Genomic DNA, 18,667 nt, shown 5'->3' on the forward strand with positions numbered 1-18,667 from the left:
AATATCCTCTTTATACAAACTCACTTCTTTTCTTATTGTCTTCAAATAAGAATACTTCACATATATTAAATAATATTACTTACTAAACCCTATATAAAACTAAGTTTTTACTATAACGCTATGTATCTTCAACGTTATTTTTCACAATTGAATTCAACTCTTAACCAACAATAAAAGCCCGAGGTTAACTTGGTGTTTATTTATTGTTATTTAATTAGATGGGGATAGTGGAAAAACTTATTTTATTGTGGTTATATTACCAGGTTGGTTAACAATTTATTTGAAATTCAAATAAATTTGGTAATAAGCACGTGATTTATTTGGTAACACACACAATAGATGACCAAATATTAAAACTATAAATTTGGAGAATAGAGCCACCATGAAATTCAAACATTTTGCGCTATGCGCTATTGCAGCAGCAATCGTTGGTTGTGACACAAACTCAAACAACAATGACAACAACTTGGGCTCTATTGCTCTTAGTGGAACTGTTACAAGCGGACAAACATTAACAGCTGAAGTTAGTGACCCTGATGGTATCTCAGGTGACGTGACTTACTACTGGTATGCAGATGGTGAGGCAATTGCTGGTGCAAATAGCGCTTCATTTACATTGACTGACGATCAGATAGGGTTACCAATTACAGTTCAAGGGCTTTATACCGATGATGGCGGTATTAATGAATCGCATATTACAGAACCAACCGCAGATGTTGCCGCAATCGCATTTCCTGCAAGTTTAACTATTACAGGTGACGCACTAGTTGGTTCGCAACTAACTGCTAATGTAGCTGACGACAATGGCTTTGATGGCGATACAGTAACTTATAAATGGTTTGCAGATGACGTAGAAATTGCTGATGAAGCACTTTCTACGCTCACGTTAACAGACGCACAGTTTGGTACAGTTATTACAGTTAGTGCATCTTTTGAAGATAGCCGTGGGTTTAACGAGTCTGTAACTTCAGCCGGTACAGAGGTTGTCGCACGAACAAACTCAGAAGGCGAAGTTACAATTAGCGGCACGCCAACTGTTGGAAATACTTTAACAGCAGAAATTAATGATACCGATGGGGCGACAGGAGATATCACTTATCAATGGCTTGCTGACGCACAAGAGATAGATGGCGCAATAGAGAGCACCTTTACAGTTGATGCATCACTTTTAGGTCAAAAGGTAAGTGTTCAGGTTGCTTATACAGATGATAATGGGTTTATCGAGGATAATACATCAGAGGAAACAATTGCTGTTTCTGCTGTTGCGGTTGACGAAGCCGGTAGCGTAGCCATTATGGGTGTAGTGCCTTATTTAACAAATGACGAGTTAACCGCTGAGATAACTGATAACAACGGCGTTGAAGAGGCTAACGTTACTTATACTTGGTCTGCTGATGGCGTTGAAATAGCTGGGAGCAATAGTAAAACATTTACGCCTTCTGATTACGCTGGCTCAATAATGTCAGTAAAAGCCACGTATACAGATAATGATGGCTTTGCGAGTGAGGTTACAAACTCAGTTGATACATTGGTTTACACACAATTAGTTAGTAACCCTGAAGCACTTCTTGGTGCTATAAGTAGCGGTTTAGCTGACGGTGATGTTATCGGCTTAAACACGGGTGTTTATGCTGATATGGACGCAATTTTATTAACCAGTGCAGTAACGCTTCGCGCTGTAGAAGGTCAAACTCCTGTACTTAGTGGTGAAGTATGTGTGCATGTAGCTGCTGGAGTAGATGGCGCTGGGTTAACAGGGCTTACCTTTAAGAATATAGATACTAAAGCGGGTGGATTTTGTGAAACCGAAGAAGGTGCTGTTATTTACTCAGAAGGGGATAACTTTACTTTTTCGCAAAACACGATGGATGGAGAAGAAGCTACACTCAATAACTCTGAATACCATTGGCTGATGATAAAAGGTCAAGGTGCGTTGGTTGAGCGAAATACATTCTCTAATCGAAATGTAGCAGAAAAAGGGTCTGTGATAAAAATATCATCATCAAGCTCTGATCACATTATTCAATATAATTTATTTAGTGACAGTGATAATCCAAACTTTGATCAATCAAGTTTATACTTAATCAATGCAGGTAGTACAACGGGTAGTGGTGCAGCTGATAACGCAAACTTTACTATTCAGTATAACCGCGTAGAAAACTTTGTAACGGGTCGTCGTTTAATGCGTGTACAAACTTCTGGCGCAACCATCAAAGGCAATACAATCGTAAATCCTAATGGTGGTATTTCATTAGAAGATGGTGGATTTAATAGTGTTACAGACAACATTATTATTCGTACTACAGATATTGCAAGCTCAAGCGACAGACCTGCTGGGGTATTGATCACACCACTTGGTCACACCGTGAGTAACAACTACATTGCAGGTATTCGTTCTGGTAATAAAGAAGCGGGCGGTATTGTATTTACAGCTAACCCATTTTCACAAGCTGATGGCGGTGTGCCAAACTCAGGTAACCAAGCTGTACTTGATAGCGCTGGCGACTTTACACTAAATGTAACAAACAATACGGTTTTGAACTCACAGCAACCTATTGTATTTAGTACGGAAATAGGCCCTAAAGCACCGACAAGTGATTGTGATGAGTTAACCGCAGCGAATGCACCGGTACTATACGGGCTGACCAAAAATGCGTTTGTTATAAACTTTAATGGAAATTTAATTGCAAACGGTTTAGGCGATCAAACAGACGCAGATACAATAAACAGCAGTGCCACAACTCAAGGCCTATTTTACCCAAATACACTTGAAAGTGACCATGCTTTTGAATATGACTGTGACTTAATTAATCATGATAGTTCGGTGCTAAGTAATAACTTTGGTTATATGGATAGTCGAGTATCAGGCGATGCAAGCGGTGACTGGGTTGAAATTAGAAAAATAAATGGTAACGGTGCATTCGATACTGATGGTGCAATTGATCAAGACCCAGCAACTAATGGTAAAGAAGTGCTTGAGTACGTTACAGCAGCAAGTACGTTATTAGAAACTGACCCTGCAGGCCTTCAGGCAGAGGCGGGTGCTAAAGGTCTTCATTATATTCAATCATCTGAAGTAGGTGTTGGATCTACATGGAAAATACAAAACGATTAAGTAACCAATTAATCAGTTAACTTTTAAAAGCCCCAAATTTGGGGCTTTTTTATTATTTATACTTTTCACAACGCTTTTTTAGCCTCCATAACTCATTTATGGACTAGTTAAGATCTATTTATATTCTAGTAAAAAAACCTGCCTGACCTACTGGTAATGCCGTTAAGTTAAAATTGGTATACCTTATGGTAATATTAAAGCGTCAAATTGGTTGATCATCGTGCTGGGTTTAAGTATATTAATGTCAAAGGTCACATAAAATATACATCAGCATAACAAGCTAACACACTAAAATCACACAACAACAACCAGCGGAGAATTCAAATGTCGTTGAAGTCACGAGATAACAATAATTCTACAACAGGGCAGTTTGCAATGCGCCCAGTTGCAAAATGGGTAAGAACAGCGGTCATCGCAGGTATGGCAAGTTCTTGCGTATTTACAGCAAGCGCACAGGAAGATCAGGGAAAAGCGACAGAAGTTGAAGAAGACGTTGAAATAATTAGTGTTACAGGTACACGTAGAACGATACAAGATCAAATAGCAATTAAACGTGAAGCAACAACAGTAGTTGATGGCCTGTCATCTGAAGATATTGGTGATTTACCAGCACTGTCTATCGGTGAAGCACTAGAATCAATTACAGGTGCTGCATCTCACCGTGAAAACGGTGGTGCTACAGAAATCACTATCCGTGGTCTTGGTCCATTTTTAAGTGCAACACACATTAATGGTCGTGAAGCGACAAATGGTAGTGGTGACCGCTCAGTTAACTTTTCGCAGTTTCCTTCTGAACTTGTAAAAAAAGTAGCGATATATAAAACGCAAGATGCGTCAATGATTGAAGGTGGTGTTGCAGGTGTTATTGCACTTGAAACTATAACTCCACTTGATTTTGGCAAACAGCGCGTATCAGCTGAGGTTAAATTAAATTACAACCCTGATGAAGGTAATGTAGATAACTCGCTGCAAAGTGACGCGGGTTACCGTGGCACGTTTAGTTATGTTGATCAGTTTGAATTTGATAACGGCCAAGCCGTTGGTGTGTCTTTTGGTGTGCAGCGCCAAGAAATTAGTCAACCAGAGGCTGAATACAGAAGCTCTAGCCCATCAGGTTCTTCATTATGGGCGTGTTTAAACGATCCGACTAATACCAATGAAGGTTTTTACCGAAGCAGCGCAGGCGACTGTGAAGACCAAGTTAATGGCAGTAGCAACCAAGGTTACGATACAGAAATCGATCCAGAAACAGGTAAAGCAGTAAGTGATGGGACTCCTTATGCTTGGACTGGCAGTAGCCGAAGCTTTCGTCAAAACGAGACATCTGATGAACGTGATGCAGTATTTTTTGCACTGCAATACCAACCGTCAGCTGATTGGGATATTAACTTTGATGCACAAATTTCAGATAGAACACAACAAGAAGCACGCCACGATTTAATCTTTTTACAAAAACGTGCAACACCAGGTGTAACCGGTCCAACTCTTGTAACTAACGATGTAGGCGGTATTTTACATTGGGAAGGTGAAGAGCGTATTGAATCAGCGGGTGAGCAATTTTCTCGTGAAGAAAACTACCAAGGTTACGGCATAAATATAGAACATACAGTTACCGATAGATTAACTGTTGACTTAGATTTAGCGTATTCAAAAACTGAACGTGAAGAACTTCAAATATCTAATCGTGGTAGAACATCAGGTCGCAATTTCTTTTCTTGGGATATGGGCGATGAAATTCCTCATTTCACATTGACAGATTTTGACGTAACAGATATTTCAAACTTTACAGATAGCCTAAGAACACGACTTGACCGTGAAAATGTTCGTGAAAACGAAGTTATCTCAGCGCGACTAGATTTTGACTATGCGCTAGATGGCAACGTTATTACAAGTATTCAAGGTGGTATTAGAACATCTGAAATGACCTTCCTACAGTATGGTGGTAGCCAAGGTAACGGTTCAAGAAACGAATTTACACTAGACTCTGGTACTGAAGCGCTTGACGTATTACAAGGTTGTCAAATCGATTTTCCTGAATCAGGCTTTTTATCGAGTGTATCTGATGGCGATATCGTAACAAATATTGATAGCGACGGTAACGTTGTAGCTAGCGGTACAGGTTCATCATGGGCTACATACGATAACGTATGTTTCTCACAAGCTGTAGCTGGTTCTAACGCTGATGGTGTGTTTGCTTACCCAGAAGTTGAATATGAAAATGCAGGTACAATTGATGTAACAGAGAAAACAACATCAGTGTACTTAATGGCTAACTACGATACTGAAATGTTTGGCAAATTCATTCGCGGTAACTTTGGTCTTCGTATTGTAGACACAGAAGTAACTTCGATTGGCTTTAGAAATAGCTTTGACGTAGTAACAAGTGACACAGGTATACTGTCTCTAGTTGAGTCTGATAACGGTTCACTGGATAAAATAAAAAGTGGTGGCGATTACACTAAGTATTTACCAAGCTTTAACCTAGTTATTGATTACAGTGAAGATATTTTATTCCGTGCAGGTATATACCGTGGTATGTCACGCGCAGATCCATCTGATTTAGGCTATAGCCGTACATTCCAAGAAGATACAGAAGGTACAGCAACATCAATCAGCGATTTATTAGTGGGTGTAAATGGTTCTGGTAATCCAGACACTCAACCACTTATGTCTTGGAACTACGACGCTGCGTTTGAATGGTACCCTAACGAAGATTCAATCTTAGCGTTAAGCCTATACTACAAACAGTTCAATGGCGGTTTTCAACAACAAACCGTAATTGAAGAATTTACTGTTGGTGGTGAAACAGTTTCACTACCAATCACCAACTCTGTTACGTCAGACGAGGACAGTGAAATACTAGGCCTAGAAGCTTCATTTTCTTACCGCTGGGATAATGGCATCGGTATGAAATTTGGTTACAACTATGCAGACACTGACTTTGAGTTCCAAGATAGCTTATACGGCGATACGTTTGTTACTGATGTAGAAGGTAATACTACACAATTAACTGACGGTATTGTTGAGTCGGCTTCAGTACCTGGCTTCTCAAAGCATGTATTTAGCAGCCAGCTGTACTACCAAATTGGTGGGTTTGATACTGCCGTTATTTACAAATATCGTAGTGAGTATTTCCAACCATATACTACAAATGGTACTCGACTTCGTTATGTTGATTCTGTAGGCGTATGGGAAATGCGCGCATCATACAAAATTGATGAGCACTTTAGAGTTAAAGCAGAAGCAATTAACTTGTTCAGCGCACCTAAATCACAAGATTTCTTTGTTGAAGGAAACTTAGGTGAAGTGAATGACTACGGCCCACGCTTATTCTTAGGTTTAAGCTACAAGCTGTAATAATAGTTAAAATATTATAAACATTAAAAAGGCGGTTTTACCGCCTTTTTTCATGTTTATAATTCAAGTTAGATTAGTTATGTAGACTGGTATGTGCCAGTGTAGGACGGATAAGCGAAGCGGCATCCGACACAGTAAAATACCTTGCCAATTATCATCAACATTTTATGTTGTCGAGTGGCTGAACTCACAGCCCAAAGGAAACAAAAAATCTAGCCCGTTTGATCTTCAAACTCACACAAACCTTCAATGTTACAGCGGCAATATCTTACGATACTACCGCCAGTAATAATGCTCGAGATAGTATTAAACCAATACCTTTATTTTTTAACCTTACCCTTAAGAACATAAATTTCACCATCGAAACTGCCTTGAATAGTCAGTCCTTGGCTTGCCAACTCTTGCAAATATTCAACATGATCATCAGTAATATGCTGGCCTGGGACTAAAAGCGGAATGCCCGGTGGGTATGGAGTAACTAAACCTGCACAAATGCGGTTGTTACTTTTGCTAATAGGCACAGATTCGCGGTCGCCATAAAAAGCATCGCTTGGAATACACGCCAAGTCTATGGCTGGTAAATTTTCAGGTAAGCGAGCTCTACGCGTCGATTTCGATAATTTTACTTTACCGCTGTCTAGCTTTTTCAATGCATTGTACAAACGAATTATTTTTGAGCGCGTGCCGCCAAGCGTCAGTAAAACCAAAATGGTGCTGTGTGTGTATTTTTCTATCTCTAGCCCAATTTCATCCAGTAGATATTTATGAATATCTTTTAATGAGTAAGGTAGCTCACTAATATCAATAAGGATTTTTAATGGGTCGTGACCCATGTTATCACCACTAAAATGCGGGAATATTTCCATAAAGTCTTGCTTAGCTAGTACTTTAATTTGCTTAAGCGAGGCCATCTGTTGTTTAAACTCTTCAACATGATTTAGCAGCGCATTGAGCAGCTTATAGCCTTCCATCTCTAATTGCTTTTGGCACACGTCAAGCGATGCAATAAGCTGATATTTAGGCGATGTGCTGGCGTAGATACTATAAATCTCTCGAAAGAAATCAGCATCAAAATCGGGATCGTTAATATGAATATAAGACGCTTGAGAAAACGCCGATACTACTTTATGCGCCGAATGCGTAATGTAGTCAGCCCCAGCATGTATTGCAGAATAATGACGAAAGCTAGGATGAAACAAAGAGTATGCAAACCAGGCTTCATCTATAAACACCTTAATACCATATTGATGAGCATAATCTACGACTTGTTTCAGGTCGCTAAGTAGGCCATCGTAAGTACACCCGGTAAGCACTAGTAATTTAGCATCAGTATTGTTTTCAATTGCTAATTTGATGTCGGCCAACGACGGTGGCGCGAAAATGCCATATTTTGGATTTAAGATACTCGCCAAATAAATGGGGTAACTGGCTGATTGCAAGATGCCATAGTGTACCGACTTATGGCAATTACGGTCGACAATTACTTTATCTCCCTTGCGCAGGAGTGTCTGCAAGATGATTTTATTTGAGGTGGATGAACCATTTGTAACAAAGTAGGTGTGTTTAACTTCAAACGTCGCCGCTGCTGATTCTTGGGCGCGACCAATAGTATTAGTGCTGTCTGATAATGAACCTAGCGAGTCTACCGAAACCGACAGATCGCCAACAAATACATTGCGGCCGTAAAACTGATAAAAATCTTTGATGTAAGGTGAGTTTCTAAAGCTAGAACCCCCACTATGACCCGGTGTATGCCAAGAGTCGTTTGCTTCACCAACGTAACGACGATACGCCGTCCAAAATGGGGTTTCAGAGCGGTCGTCAAAATCGTTAATCATATAACCTAAAATAGCTTCTGGGTCAGAAATCACTTCATCTTTAAAAAAGAATGATTCGATTTCTTCTGATTCGTTAACGATTTCCAGCCCTTTAGTGTCGTCGCCAATAACATAAACCGGTAACTCAAGACGAATTGCCTTTAAATCCTCGATAAAGCGGCTATACATCCGCTCACCCACTTTGTTGTGCATATCCCAGCTTAGAACCACGGCTTGAATATCACCATCTTCCTCTACACATTCCAGCGCGTGTTTAAGCTCGAGGCATTCAATAATATCGATATGAATATCATCTCGCTCAAAGTTAGGAATGGTCTTTGACAGATTAGTTGAAAGCCCTTGTAAAGTGGCTGGGTCTTGCTCAATTATCAAGATACGAAGTAGAGGTAGCATAGAGGGTTTCGCAATATAATTTTATAATGCCCACTAGCATAACCAAAGGAGTGAGCGTTGTGAAATTAATACTTTGATAATGTTCTAATAATTGTTCTGGTTCACTTTCACGGCCTAATATATAAAGATTTATCGAGATTGATCTACAAGATATTGAACAATAAAAAAGTGAAATCTGATACCCTAGGTTGAATAAGCCTAAAGCACGGGTTACTAATTCATCTTTAGATACTAGCTCATGTTGTGTACCCAATAGTTGAATTGATAACTTACAGTCGTCCAAAATGAGCGTGTGGGCGATAGATTTTAATATTTAATAAAGCGCCTTTATGAATCGGTGAAATAAACATAAAAAATTGATTTATATATATTTAAAATGCATATTGTCGTTAAGTTTGTACGCCAAGGAAGACTAAATTATGAGTATTCAAATTCCAACATCTTTACAAAAACGTATTGCAAATGGAGAGGTCATCCCATTAATTGGTGCTGGTGTTTCAATGTCAGTAATTACTAATATGGGTATAAGAGCTTTTCCCTCTTGGGAAGAGCTGTTAAATGCAGCGGCTGAAAAACTTGCAGATGAACTCAAGGATGATGAATCCACTATCGTTAAACTGCAAGTTAAAACTAAAAAATTTCATGATGCTGCAAAGGGAGCAATTGAAGGGCTTCAAGGGAGAGAGTGGCATAAATTCTTAGACTCAAAGTTTAATATAAATTTCGATGAACTCAACGAAACCAGTAAATCATTGCCCCATACTATATGGCAATTGAGTAATCGAGTCATAACATTGAACTATGACAAAGTTTTATCATGGGGCCATACTCAGCCGGTAAATGTGTGCGCGTTTGATAATGCAAATGGTAGCAAGCTTGCTGAGTTCACAAGAAATGATAGAAGCCAAGATATGTTGTGGCACTTGCATGGCAGAATTGAAGATCCTAAACACATAGTTCTCACACCTAACTCATATCACAGGTTATATGAGGAGGATGCTGAAAAGCACTATGTTGCAGCACTACAAAAGTTCAAAGAGTTAATATCTAACAACACGCTGCTCTTTATTGGTTGCTCTCTTGATGATGCAGAACTACTAGATAAACTTATAAGCGAGAACAAACTTTTTGAAGGCAATACAGGACCTCACTATGCATTAGTATTAGAAGCAGACAGAAAAACAATTGAACAAAAGTTACAAGGTAACCAAGTTGAATTACTTACATTTAGCGAGTTTGGTCAGCCATTAATTGATGCTGTACATCAATTAGCTGAATGTAAAATTATAAAAGACCAGCAGTTAGTTGAGCAAATAGTCGAAAAGTCATCCGAAAACGATGAAGCTAGTCCGCTACCATACGATAAAATTAGTTTATTCACAGCCTCCCCTCTAGATAAACCGATAGATGATTCAGATATCATCGCAAAGCTTAAAAAATTTAAATATCCTATTTATCATCAAGCTCTTACGGAATGTAATCTAAGAGAGGCTGACAATTACTCAATTTTGTTTTTACTTGCGAAGAAAACAAGCAATGGATTGTTAATTGAAGATGATAATGCTTGTAGTGAGTATATAGCTATTGATGAGTTGCAAGAGAACCTACCTTTAAAAGCCAAGTTGACAGTATTAATCACTGATAAGCTACTTAGCGAGCAAGAGTTAGAACGAGTTGACTTTCCTCTTCTTGTTTTATCACTGTTGAACAAGCAAGGAAGGGAGCTAAAAGTTTTAGATAAATTAACTCATCAGTTATTTAAGAACCCTGATACTAAACACTTTATTGATAAACAAGATATTCAGTTGGTAAAGGTTAGCAAAACCTTATTAGAGTCTCTAAACCCAGAAAATAAACAGTACTGGTCACGTTTTCAACCTGTATTGCCGAGGGAAATCAATTCGAGTGAGTTACAGGGTTTTACCGGGCGATTATCCGATTTAGCGGATATTAGCCAAAAGCTCGCTAAAGCAGCTAGTGGTCAAAGGTTATTAACCATAAAAGGTAGCGGAGGTCTAGGGAAAACGACAATAGCAAAAAAAGTGGCGTTTGAGTTAGCCATACGCGGGCATTTTAATGCTGGAGTCTATTTTATTGATTGTGAAAATATAATCAGTCCTAACCAGCTTGAAATGCATATAGGCGAAGCCTTTAACTTACGAACTGCAGAAGATTTATTTGGTTATTTGGCAAAGCATCACGATCAGCGAAATAGGTTGATAATTTTTGATAACTTGGAAAGCTTATTATATTTAAAACACGTAACTCAAAGCACGGACAAACAAGCCATTGAGCAAGTCAAAGAGTTGTTATCACGAACGTTAATTTATGCAAAGGTTTTAGTGACCTCCAGAGAAAGTATCAATACAGATTGGGAAGATATTCTTCCTTTTAGGCAAATGGAATCAGAAGAAGCGTTATCTTTATTTAATCACTTAACTAAAAATAGCTACATTAGTCATGAAAATCAGGATTTTGCACGTAGGAAAGTTTTAGAGCCATTACTCAATAATAACCCGTTAGCAATTAAACTAATTTGTGATGGTATGCCTAAAGGTAAAAACTTAAAAGAATTGAAGCAAGAATTAGAAGAAGATTTTTTTGGTAAGGTTAAAGAAGAAGATTTAACTTTAATGTTTGATGACGAAGTGGACGCAAACATTAACCGGCAAGAATCACTCTATATTTCTATTCTTTATTCTTACCAGACTCTTAGTGAGGGTCAAAGGCGTACTTTTGAATCGTTTTCTTTATTTCCAGATGGTATTGACTTAGACACGTTTAAACGCTTAGTTGCTGAAAGCAAAAAAGGTGATAGGAGTAAACAAGTAGGTAATTACAAAAAACCATTGAGTGATAAAGATATTGCTGTACTTGCTCATAAATCTTTAGTTGAAGATCATAATGGATTTTATACATTGCAGTCTGTTATTCAACGCTTTTCCCGCTTTCAATTTGAGCAGCATACTTTAGAGAGAGACCAGCTTGAGTTGTTTAGACAAGCGTTTTTATATAATCAATCTCTTATGAATTATATTTACGACCTTCATAAAGTTAACAAAAAAGCTTTACTTATCTTTGTTTCATTATTCAACAACTTATTGGCGGCTCTTTCTTATGGTGCAAAGAAAGGTATCGTAAGAAGTGATGAAGATATAGAAGATTATATTTTTATGGTAGAAAATATAGGTATGTTTTCATGCTTTTTAAATTTTACACCAGACTTTTTAGTTACTTTGGATAATCTTGAAATTGAACACTTTAAAACAGAAAGCAATGAGGAGAAAGTCACCTTAGCCTGGAAGCTAATTAAGATTTCTTCAATTTATTTCACTGGAGAGTTTGATAGGGCTTATGAGCAGTTAAAGTTGTTAATCACGAATAACTCATTGATGGATATTGAAGGTAATGCAGAGCAAGGCTCAATACTGGACAGTGTTATTTATGCGAATGCGCGCCATTTATATACAATGGAAGGCGAAGCATATGATAGAGTTCTCCATGATATAAAGTATGACATCTATTATTATCCTGCTTTGGTAGGCGCTTTTGTGCAAATAGCTGCTAATGTTGAGCCTATATTAACTGTAGTTAGGCAAGAATCATATTATTTTGAGGCACAAAGTTACTTAGCTAACGTAGATCTTCATCAAATAGGTAAAACAATTGATGAACTTCTTGATAATCAGCATTTAGAAAGAACTACTTTAACTTACATAAAGTCTCGAAATGTTTATGTAGACTATGACCACATTGACAAATTAGTAAGTGTAAACCCTTTCACAAGAGGTTTAAAAAGTCTTATGTTCGCCTTTTCATGCGAGCACAATTCGCTAGAGGGAGAAAGTCATAACATTGAACAGGATGATAAAATTATTAGATACTATCAGTCAGCATTACCCGACCTGAGCCACATTAAATTTTATTATGCACAAGCCCTTTATTTTTATGCTCGCTTTCTACAGAAAATAGATAGTCAAGATTTTGAAATAGTCTATGAAAAAGGGTTAGAATTAACAAAAAGACATCATTATCGTTATTGGCAGCATTGTTTTTTAACATTGAAGCGTCCAGCATTAGGCTGCTATAAGCCTGAGGACTATCCACTACCTGGGAATCCTGATATTTCAACATTAATTGAAAAGCAATTTAAATGGATTAAGAAAAGATATGGTACAAGCTTAAATCCTTTTAACCAAGAAAGAGCTGGCTTAAAGTTACTTCCTAGTTGATATTTTTTAAAATTACATCGAAATGCGGGTGCTGTGCACTCGCATACATCTAATAAAATATATCAGGGAAGTTAATCTGAGGTTTTTTCTTTAAACTCACACAAGTCTTCAATAATACAGCTGCCACACTTTGGTTTACGCGCTACGCAGGTGTAACGTCCGTGAAGAATCAACCAGTGATGTACGTCTACTTTAAATTCTTTTGGTACAACTTTTTCAAGCTTTTGTTCTACAGCTACAACATCTTTACCCATGGCAAGCTTGGTACGATTAGATACACGAAATATATGTGTATCTACGGCTATTACAGGCCAGCCAAAGGCTGTGTTGAGTACAACATTAGCGGTTTTACGGCCAACGCCTGGTAGGGCTTCTAGGGCTTCACGATTTTCTGGCACGATGCTGTTATGTTCATCTACCAATATTTGGCACATTTTGTACACGTTGGCAGCTTTAGAGTTAAATAAGCCGATGGTTTTTATATAATCACGCAGTGTATCGTGACCTAAATCTAAAATGGCTTGTGGTGTATTAGCAACAGGGAACAACTTTCGAGTGGCTTTATTAACGCCTACATCAGTTGCTTGTGCTGAAAGAGTTACTGCTACTAGTAACTCAAATGGGCTTGAATATTCAAGCTCTGTAACTGGGTGCGGGTTATCGTCGCGCAGGCGCGACAGTATTTGGTGACGTTTTTCTTTATTCATGCAACTTAAAACGTATTAGTGCTAATTGTAGCTCTAATACGTTTTCCCCTTAAGTTAAGCTAGTAACACGTGCTCGAGGGCCTTTTTCAGCCTCTGGCGGTGCAACTTGTTTTGATTTTATTTGTGCGTCAATTACGTTTTTTGCAGCAATAAGTAGCCCAAGCCCTAAAAAGGCACCCGGTGGTAAAATTGCCAGTAAAAATTGGTTATCAAAGTTAAATACTTCTATACGCAAGCTCTGTGCCCATGGGCCAAGTAATAAATCGGCTCCGTCAAACAGTGTACCTTGGCCAATTAATTCGCGCATAGCTCCTAACACTAACAATACAGCCATAAAGCCTAAGCCCATCATTAAGCCGTCAAATGCTGATAAATGAACAGGATTTTTAGAGGCGTATGCTTCGGCGCGGCCAATAATGGCGCAGTTAGTTACAATCAACGGGATAAAAATTCCCAATGATTGATATAAACCAAAGGTATAAGCGTTCATAAGTAATTGAACTATTGTTACAAAGCCCGCGATGATCATTACAAATACAGGTATACGGATATCTTTTGGCACCCAGTTACGCACAATTGATACGGTAACATTTGAGCCTATTAGTACGAGTAAAGTTGCTAAGCCCAAACCTAATGCATTTGTTACCGTTGAGGTAACGGCAAGCAGTGGACATAAACCTAAAAGCTGTACAAGGGCAGGGTTATTTACCCAAACACCTTCTTTGTATAATGTTTTTAACTCACTCATTTAGCTACCTCCATACATTCGGCATTAGGTGCTGCAAAAATATCATCAAAATTAGTTTGTGCGAACAATACGGCATTTTTAACAGAGCCCACAACAGCACGTGGCGTTATGGTTGCGCCTGTAAATTGATCAAACTGGCCGCCATCTTTTTTAACAGCCCAGCGAGCGTCTTCTTCGCCTTCAACCGTTAAGCTTTTAAATGTTGTGATCCAAAGTGATTTTTTAACTTCTACTTTGTCGCCTAAACCAGGAGTTTCTTCGTGTTTAGTTGTACGCACTCCAGCAATAGTGCCATCGCTCAATACCGCTGTTAATAAGTTAATATCGCCACTGTAGCCGTTTGGCGTAACATGCCTAATAACAACAGCGACTGGTTTATTGTTTTTACGAGCACGGTAAATTACTTGATTTGCGTATGGGCCTAGTTTTTCGTCAGTAATAACTACGCAATCTTGTGATAATTGATTGTCGTACGATTTTGGGTCGAGCACTTCTTGTAGTTGCGCAGTAAGTTGCAGTTGTTCTTGCTCTGCAATTTTATCGGCAGTAAGCGCGTTGATAGAGGCAACTAAGCCTGTTGTTGCTAATGCAAACGCAGTTAAAATAGCACCATTTTTAGCCATTGACGAAATGATCATTTTACTGCTCCGTGGCCATAAGTACGCGGCTGTGTGTAGTAGTCTATTAGCGGCACTGCAATATTAATCAGTAATACGCTAAAAGCGATAGCATCAGGAAAACCACCAAAGGTACGAATTAAATAAATTAGTAAGCCAATTAGCGCGCCATAAATTAAGCGCCCTTTGTTAGTTGTTGCTGCAGATACCGGATCGGTTGCTATGAAAAAGGCTCCCATCATAGTGGCACCACTTAATAAGTGAAATAGGGTGCCCGGCTCTGTACCAGGTGATGCGATATAACCAATAGCACTGCATACTGCTAAACTTGCGATAAAACTAACAGGAATATGCCAGTTAATTATTTTTGCTTTTAATAAGTATAAACCACCGGCTAAAAAGCCTAAGTTAACCCAGGCCCAACCAAGGCCAGCCCATTCGTTAAATATTGGCTTTTGCATGCTTTCGGTAACGGTTAAACCGTGGGCTATGTCTGTTTTAACAGTATCCAGCGGTGTTGCCATTGTTAGGCCATCAACCCCTGCACGTACTTGATCTAGACTAAACCCAGAGGCCGTAAAATCGGTGAATATTAGCCTTAGCTGATCTGCAAAGCCTATTGGTGTATTTATTAAATCAGTAACAGGCAACCATGCGGTCATTTGCACCGGAAACGAAACTAACAGCAGTACATAAGCCGCCATTGCTGGATTGAATAAGTTAAACCCAAGGCCGCCATAAAGCTGTTTAACTATAACAATAGAAAATAAACAGCCAATCACGATTATCCACCAAGGGGCAAGTGGAGGGATACTTAATGCCAATAACACGGCAGTAAGCCACGCACTGCCATCACTTAATGCAGGCCAAACAGGGCGCTTTCGTATTAGCATTATTGCAGCTTCAAATACGCTTACAGCAACAAGCGCGAGTACCAGTTGAATAAGCACACCTGTACCAAAAAAGAAAACTTGAGCAATTAGCCCAGGAATACACGCAGCAATAACGCTAAGCATCAATCGCGTTAACGATTTATGGCTGTGATTATGCGGCGAACTGGCCATGGTTAATTTCATGACTGATTATTTCCTTCTTTTTGTAACTTTTTAGCTTTTGCTCTCGCAATTGCAGCAGCCACGGCGGCTTTTTTCTTATCTTCGGCTGATTTAGGTTTATCTGCGTTAATAAGATCTGATGAGTCATCGGTGTTACTTTCTGCACTCTTAGGTGCTGCGCTATCAACTTGTAGCTCTTGGGGCTGAGTTTGTTCGGTATCTTCTAGTGCTTTAGCTGCTTTAGCTGCTTTTTTAGCTTTTGCACGTGCAATGGCCGCCGCTACGGCTGCTTTTTTAGCATCAGCAGGCGTATCGCTTTGTGGCGCTTCACTCACGGTTTGCTCAGCGTCTTCTAATGATTTAGCCGCTTTTTTAGCTTTAGCACGAGCAATGGCCGCCGCTACCGCTGCTTTTTTATCATCAACAGGGGCATCACTTTGTGGCTCTTCACTCACGGTTTGCTCAGCTTCTTCTAATGCTTTAGCCGCTTTTTTAGCTTTTGCACGAGCTATGGCCGCCGCTACAGCTACTTTTTTATCATCAGCAGGCGTATCGCTTTGTGGCGCTTCACTCACGGTTTGCTCAGCTTCTTCTAATGCTTTAGCCGCTTTTTTAGCTTTTGCGCGAGCTATGGCCGCCGCTACTGCTGCCTTTTTGTCATCAACAGGGGCATCACTTTGTGGCTCTTCACTTGTTGTTTGTTCAGCGTTATCTAATGCTTGTGCTGCCTTTTTGGCTTTAGCACGCGCAATGGCTGCAGCTACCGCTGCTTTTTTATCATCAACGGGTGCCGCGCTTTGTGGCTCTTCACTTGTTGTTTGTTCAGCGTTATCTAATGCTTGTGCTGCCTTTTTGGCTTTAGCGCGAGCAATGGCTGCAGCGACTGCTGATTTTTTATCATCAACGGGTGTAGTCTCGGCCGATTCATCTGTTTGAGATTTTTGCTCTTTATATTTACGCGCTTGTTCTTTACGTAGTGCGCGTTCTTTTGCTACTTCGCTGTTGTCTGGCTCTAGTTCTTCGCCTTGTTGCTTTTTAGCTTTAGCGCGTGCAATAGCGGCAGCAACAGCTGATTTTTCATCGCCGTTATCTGATTTATTTTTAACACGGGCTAGTGCCTCAGCTACTTTTTGCTTTTCGTCAGCAGACTTAGCAGCAGGTTTGCGTTTATGGCGGTTTTGGCGTTCTTCTTGCTCACGCTCTAAACGTTCTTTTCGGGCATCAAAACGCTCTTTTGCTCTGTCGGCTTTAATTTTGTCAGCTTGTTGTTCTTTAATTTCAACTTTGGCTATACGGTAGTACTGTACAAGAGGGATTTCGCTTGGGCACACGTATGCACAAGCACCACATTCAATACAATCAAATAAATTGTGCTCTTGTAGTTTGTCGTACTCTTTTGATTTAGCAAACCACTGCAATTGTTGTGGCAATAAAGAAGCAGGGCAGGCATCGGCACAGGCGCTACAACGTATACAGGCTTTTTCAGGGCCGGGTTCCGCTAGCTCTTTATGATCAGGCGCTAAAATACAGTTGGTTGTTTTAACTATGCCAATACGTACTGTGGGTAGCGTAAAGCCCATCATTGGGCCGCCCATCACAACACTTTGCTGCGGCACAGGCGAGAACCCTTGGCAATCAAGTAAGTGTTTTATTTCAGTACCAAGTAGTGCCCATACATTTCCAGGTTTATGAATAGTGTTGCCTGTTACTGTAACTATACGTTCAATTAGCGGTTTGCCTTCATAAACGGCTTGTTGTACGGCAAACAAAGTACCCGTGTTATGCACTAAAATACCAATATCGGCTGGAATACCAATGCTAGGAACTTCACGGTTAGTAAGTAATTTAATTAATTGCTTTTCACCGCCAGATGGATAAATAGTTGGCACCGTTTGAATAATAATTTTTGAGTTATGCTCAGCTGCTTGCTTCATTGCTGCAATAGCTTCAGGCTTGTTATCTTCTATACCCACAATACACAGTGTTGGGTTTAAAAGTTGCTGCATTATTTCAATACCTTGGATAACTTCTTTAGCGTGTTCGCGCATTAAAACGTCATCGGCAGTAATATAAGGCTCGCACTCAACAGCATTTACAATCAAAAATTCGATAGGTTGCTTGGTATCTGCTTTTACATAAGTAGGAAAACCAGCACCACCCATACCGCTAATACCGGCTTGGTGAATAATATTTATAAGCTCATCATGGCTAAGCTCAGCAGGATTTTTATTTTTATTTAGAGCTACCCATTCGTCTTTGCCGTCTGGTTCAATAATAACACTTAGTTCAGGCAGGGCCGATGGATGTGCTGATGGCATAGGTGCAATATCAGTAACCACACCAGAGCTTGGCGCATGCACAGGTACCGACCAGTTAGCAGCAGGCTCTGTTAGTGGTTGGCCTTTTAAGACGTGTTGGCCTTTTTCTACAAGTAACTTACCGTTTGCGCCTATGTGTTGCTTAAGCGCAATAATGAGTTTATCGGGCAAAGGTAGGCGAGTGATACTCGCACTATTAGAGAGTGATTTTTGTTGTGGTGGGTGTATGCCGCCAGGAAATGCCCACACGGTGCCTTTTTTTATTTGTTCAAGTAACTTGTCCACTC

9 protein-coding genes are annotated in these 18,667 nt (G+C 39.5%); 3 read left to right on the forward strand and 6 right to left on the reverse strand.

Annotated elements, in window-relative coordinates:
- Positions 1 to 382: 382 nt before the first annotated feature.
- Positions 383 to 3,115, forward strand: a complete 2,733-nt coding sequence (locus QMA08_RS11075) for a poly(beta-D-mannuronate) lyase (RefSeq protein WP_290174519.1) — start codon at positions 383 to 385, stop codon at positions 3,113 to 3,115.
- A gap of 324 nt (positions 3,116 to 3,439) precedes the next feature.
- Positions 3,440 to 6,472, forward strand: coding sequence for a TonB-dependent receptor (locus QMA08_RS11080; RefSeq protein ID WP_290174520.1), 3,033 nt, complete (start codon positions 3,440 to 3,442; stop codon positions 6,470 to 6,472).
- A 320-nt stretch (positions 6,473 to 6,792) separates the two neighbouring features.
- On the opposite strand, the gene QMA08_RS11085 is transcribed toward QMA08_RS11080, so the two are convergent.
- Positions 6,793 to 8,703, reverse strand: a complete 1,911-nt coding sequence (locus tag QMA08_RS11085) for an aminotransferase class V-fold PLP-dependent enzyme (protein WP_033021837.1) — start codon at positions 8,701 to 8,703, stop codon at positions 6,793 to 6,795.
- 419 nt (positions 8,704 to 9,122) lie between these two features.
- Here QMA08_RS11085 and QMA08_RS11090 point away from each other — a divergent pair, with 419 nt between their 5' ends.
- On the forward strand, positions 9,123 to 12,935 hold the full coding sequence (locus QMA08_RS11090; RefSeq protein ID WP_290174521.1) for an SIR2 family protein: 3,813 nt from the start codon (positions 9,123 to 9,125) through the stop codon (positions 12,933 to 12,935).
- A gap of 71 nt (positions 12,936 to 13,006) precedes the next feature.
- On the opposite strand, the gene nth is transcribed toward QMA08_RS11090, so the two are convergent.
- The 5 genes from nth to rsxC are packed head-to-tail and all read right to left on the reverse strand — an operon-like array spanning position 13,007 to position 18,665.
- The gene (nth, locus tag QMA08_RS11095; protein ID WP_290174522.1) at positions 13,007 to 13,642 is read right to left on the reverse strand and encodes an endonuclease III; all 636 of its coding nucleotides are present in this window, start codon (positions 13,640 to 13,642) and stop codon (positions 13,007 to 13,009) included.
- Positions 13,643 to 13,691: 49 nt separating this feature from the next.
- Positions 13,692 to 14,390: an electron transport complex subunit E gene (locus QMA08_RS11100; protein ID WP_039487268.1), complete on the reverse strand. Its 699-nt coding sequence runs from the start codon at positions 14,388 to 14,390 to the stop codon at positions 13,692 to 13,694.
- A complete protein-coding gene (rsxG, locus tag QMA08_RS11105) occupies positions 14,387 to 15,028 on the reverse strand; it encodes an electron transport complex subunit RsxG (protein WP_149602385.1) in 642 nt (213 codons plus the stop codon). The genes QMA08_RS11100 and rsxG overlap by 4 nt, the downstream gene beginning before the upstream one ends.
- Positions 15,025 to 16,083, reverse strand: a complete 1,059-nt coding sequence (gene rsxD, locus QMA08_RS11110; RefSeq protein WP_182734218.1) for an electron transport complex subunit RsxD — start codon at positions 16,081 to 16,083, stop codon at positions 15,025 to 15,027. The genes rsxG and rsxD overlap by 4 nt, the downstream gene beginning before the upstream one ends.
- Complete coding sequence (gene rsxC / locus QMA08_RS11115; protein ID WP_290174523.1) at positions 16,080 to 18,665, reverse strand: electron transport complex subunit RsxC; 2,586 nt, start codon at positions 18,663 to 18,665, stop codon at positions 16,080 to 16,082. Before rsxC ends, rsxD begins: the two co-directional genes overlap by 4 nt.
- Between the last annotated feature and the right edge of the window lie 2 nt (positions 18,666 to 18,667).

Origin of the sequence: Pseudoalteromonas sp. APC 3355 (genome assembly GCF_030407615.1) — a bacterium.
Taxonomy (GTDB): Bacteria; Pseudomonadota; Gammaproteobacteria; order Enterobacterales; family Alteromonadaceae; genus Pseudoalteromonas; species Pseudoalteromonas distincta.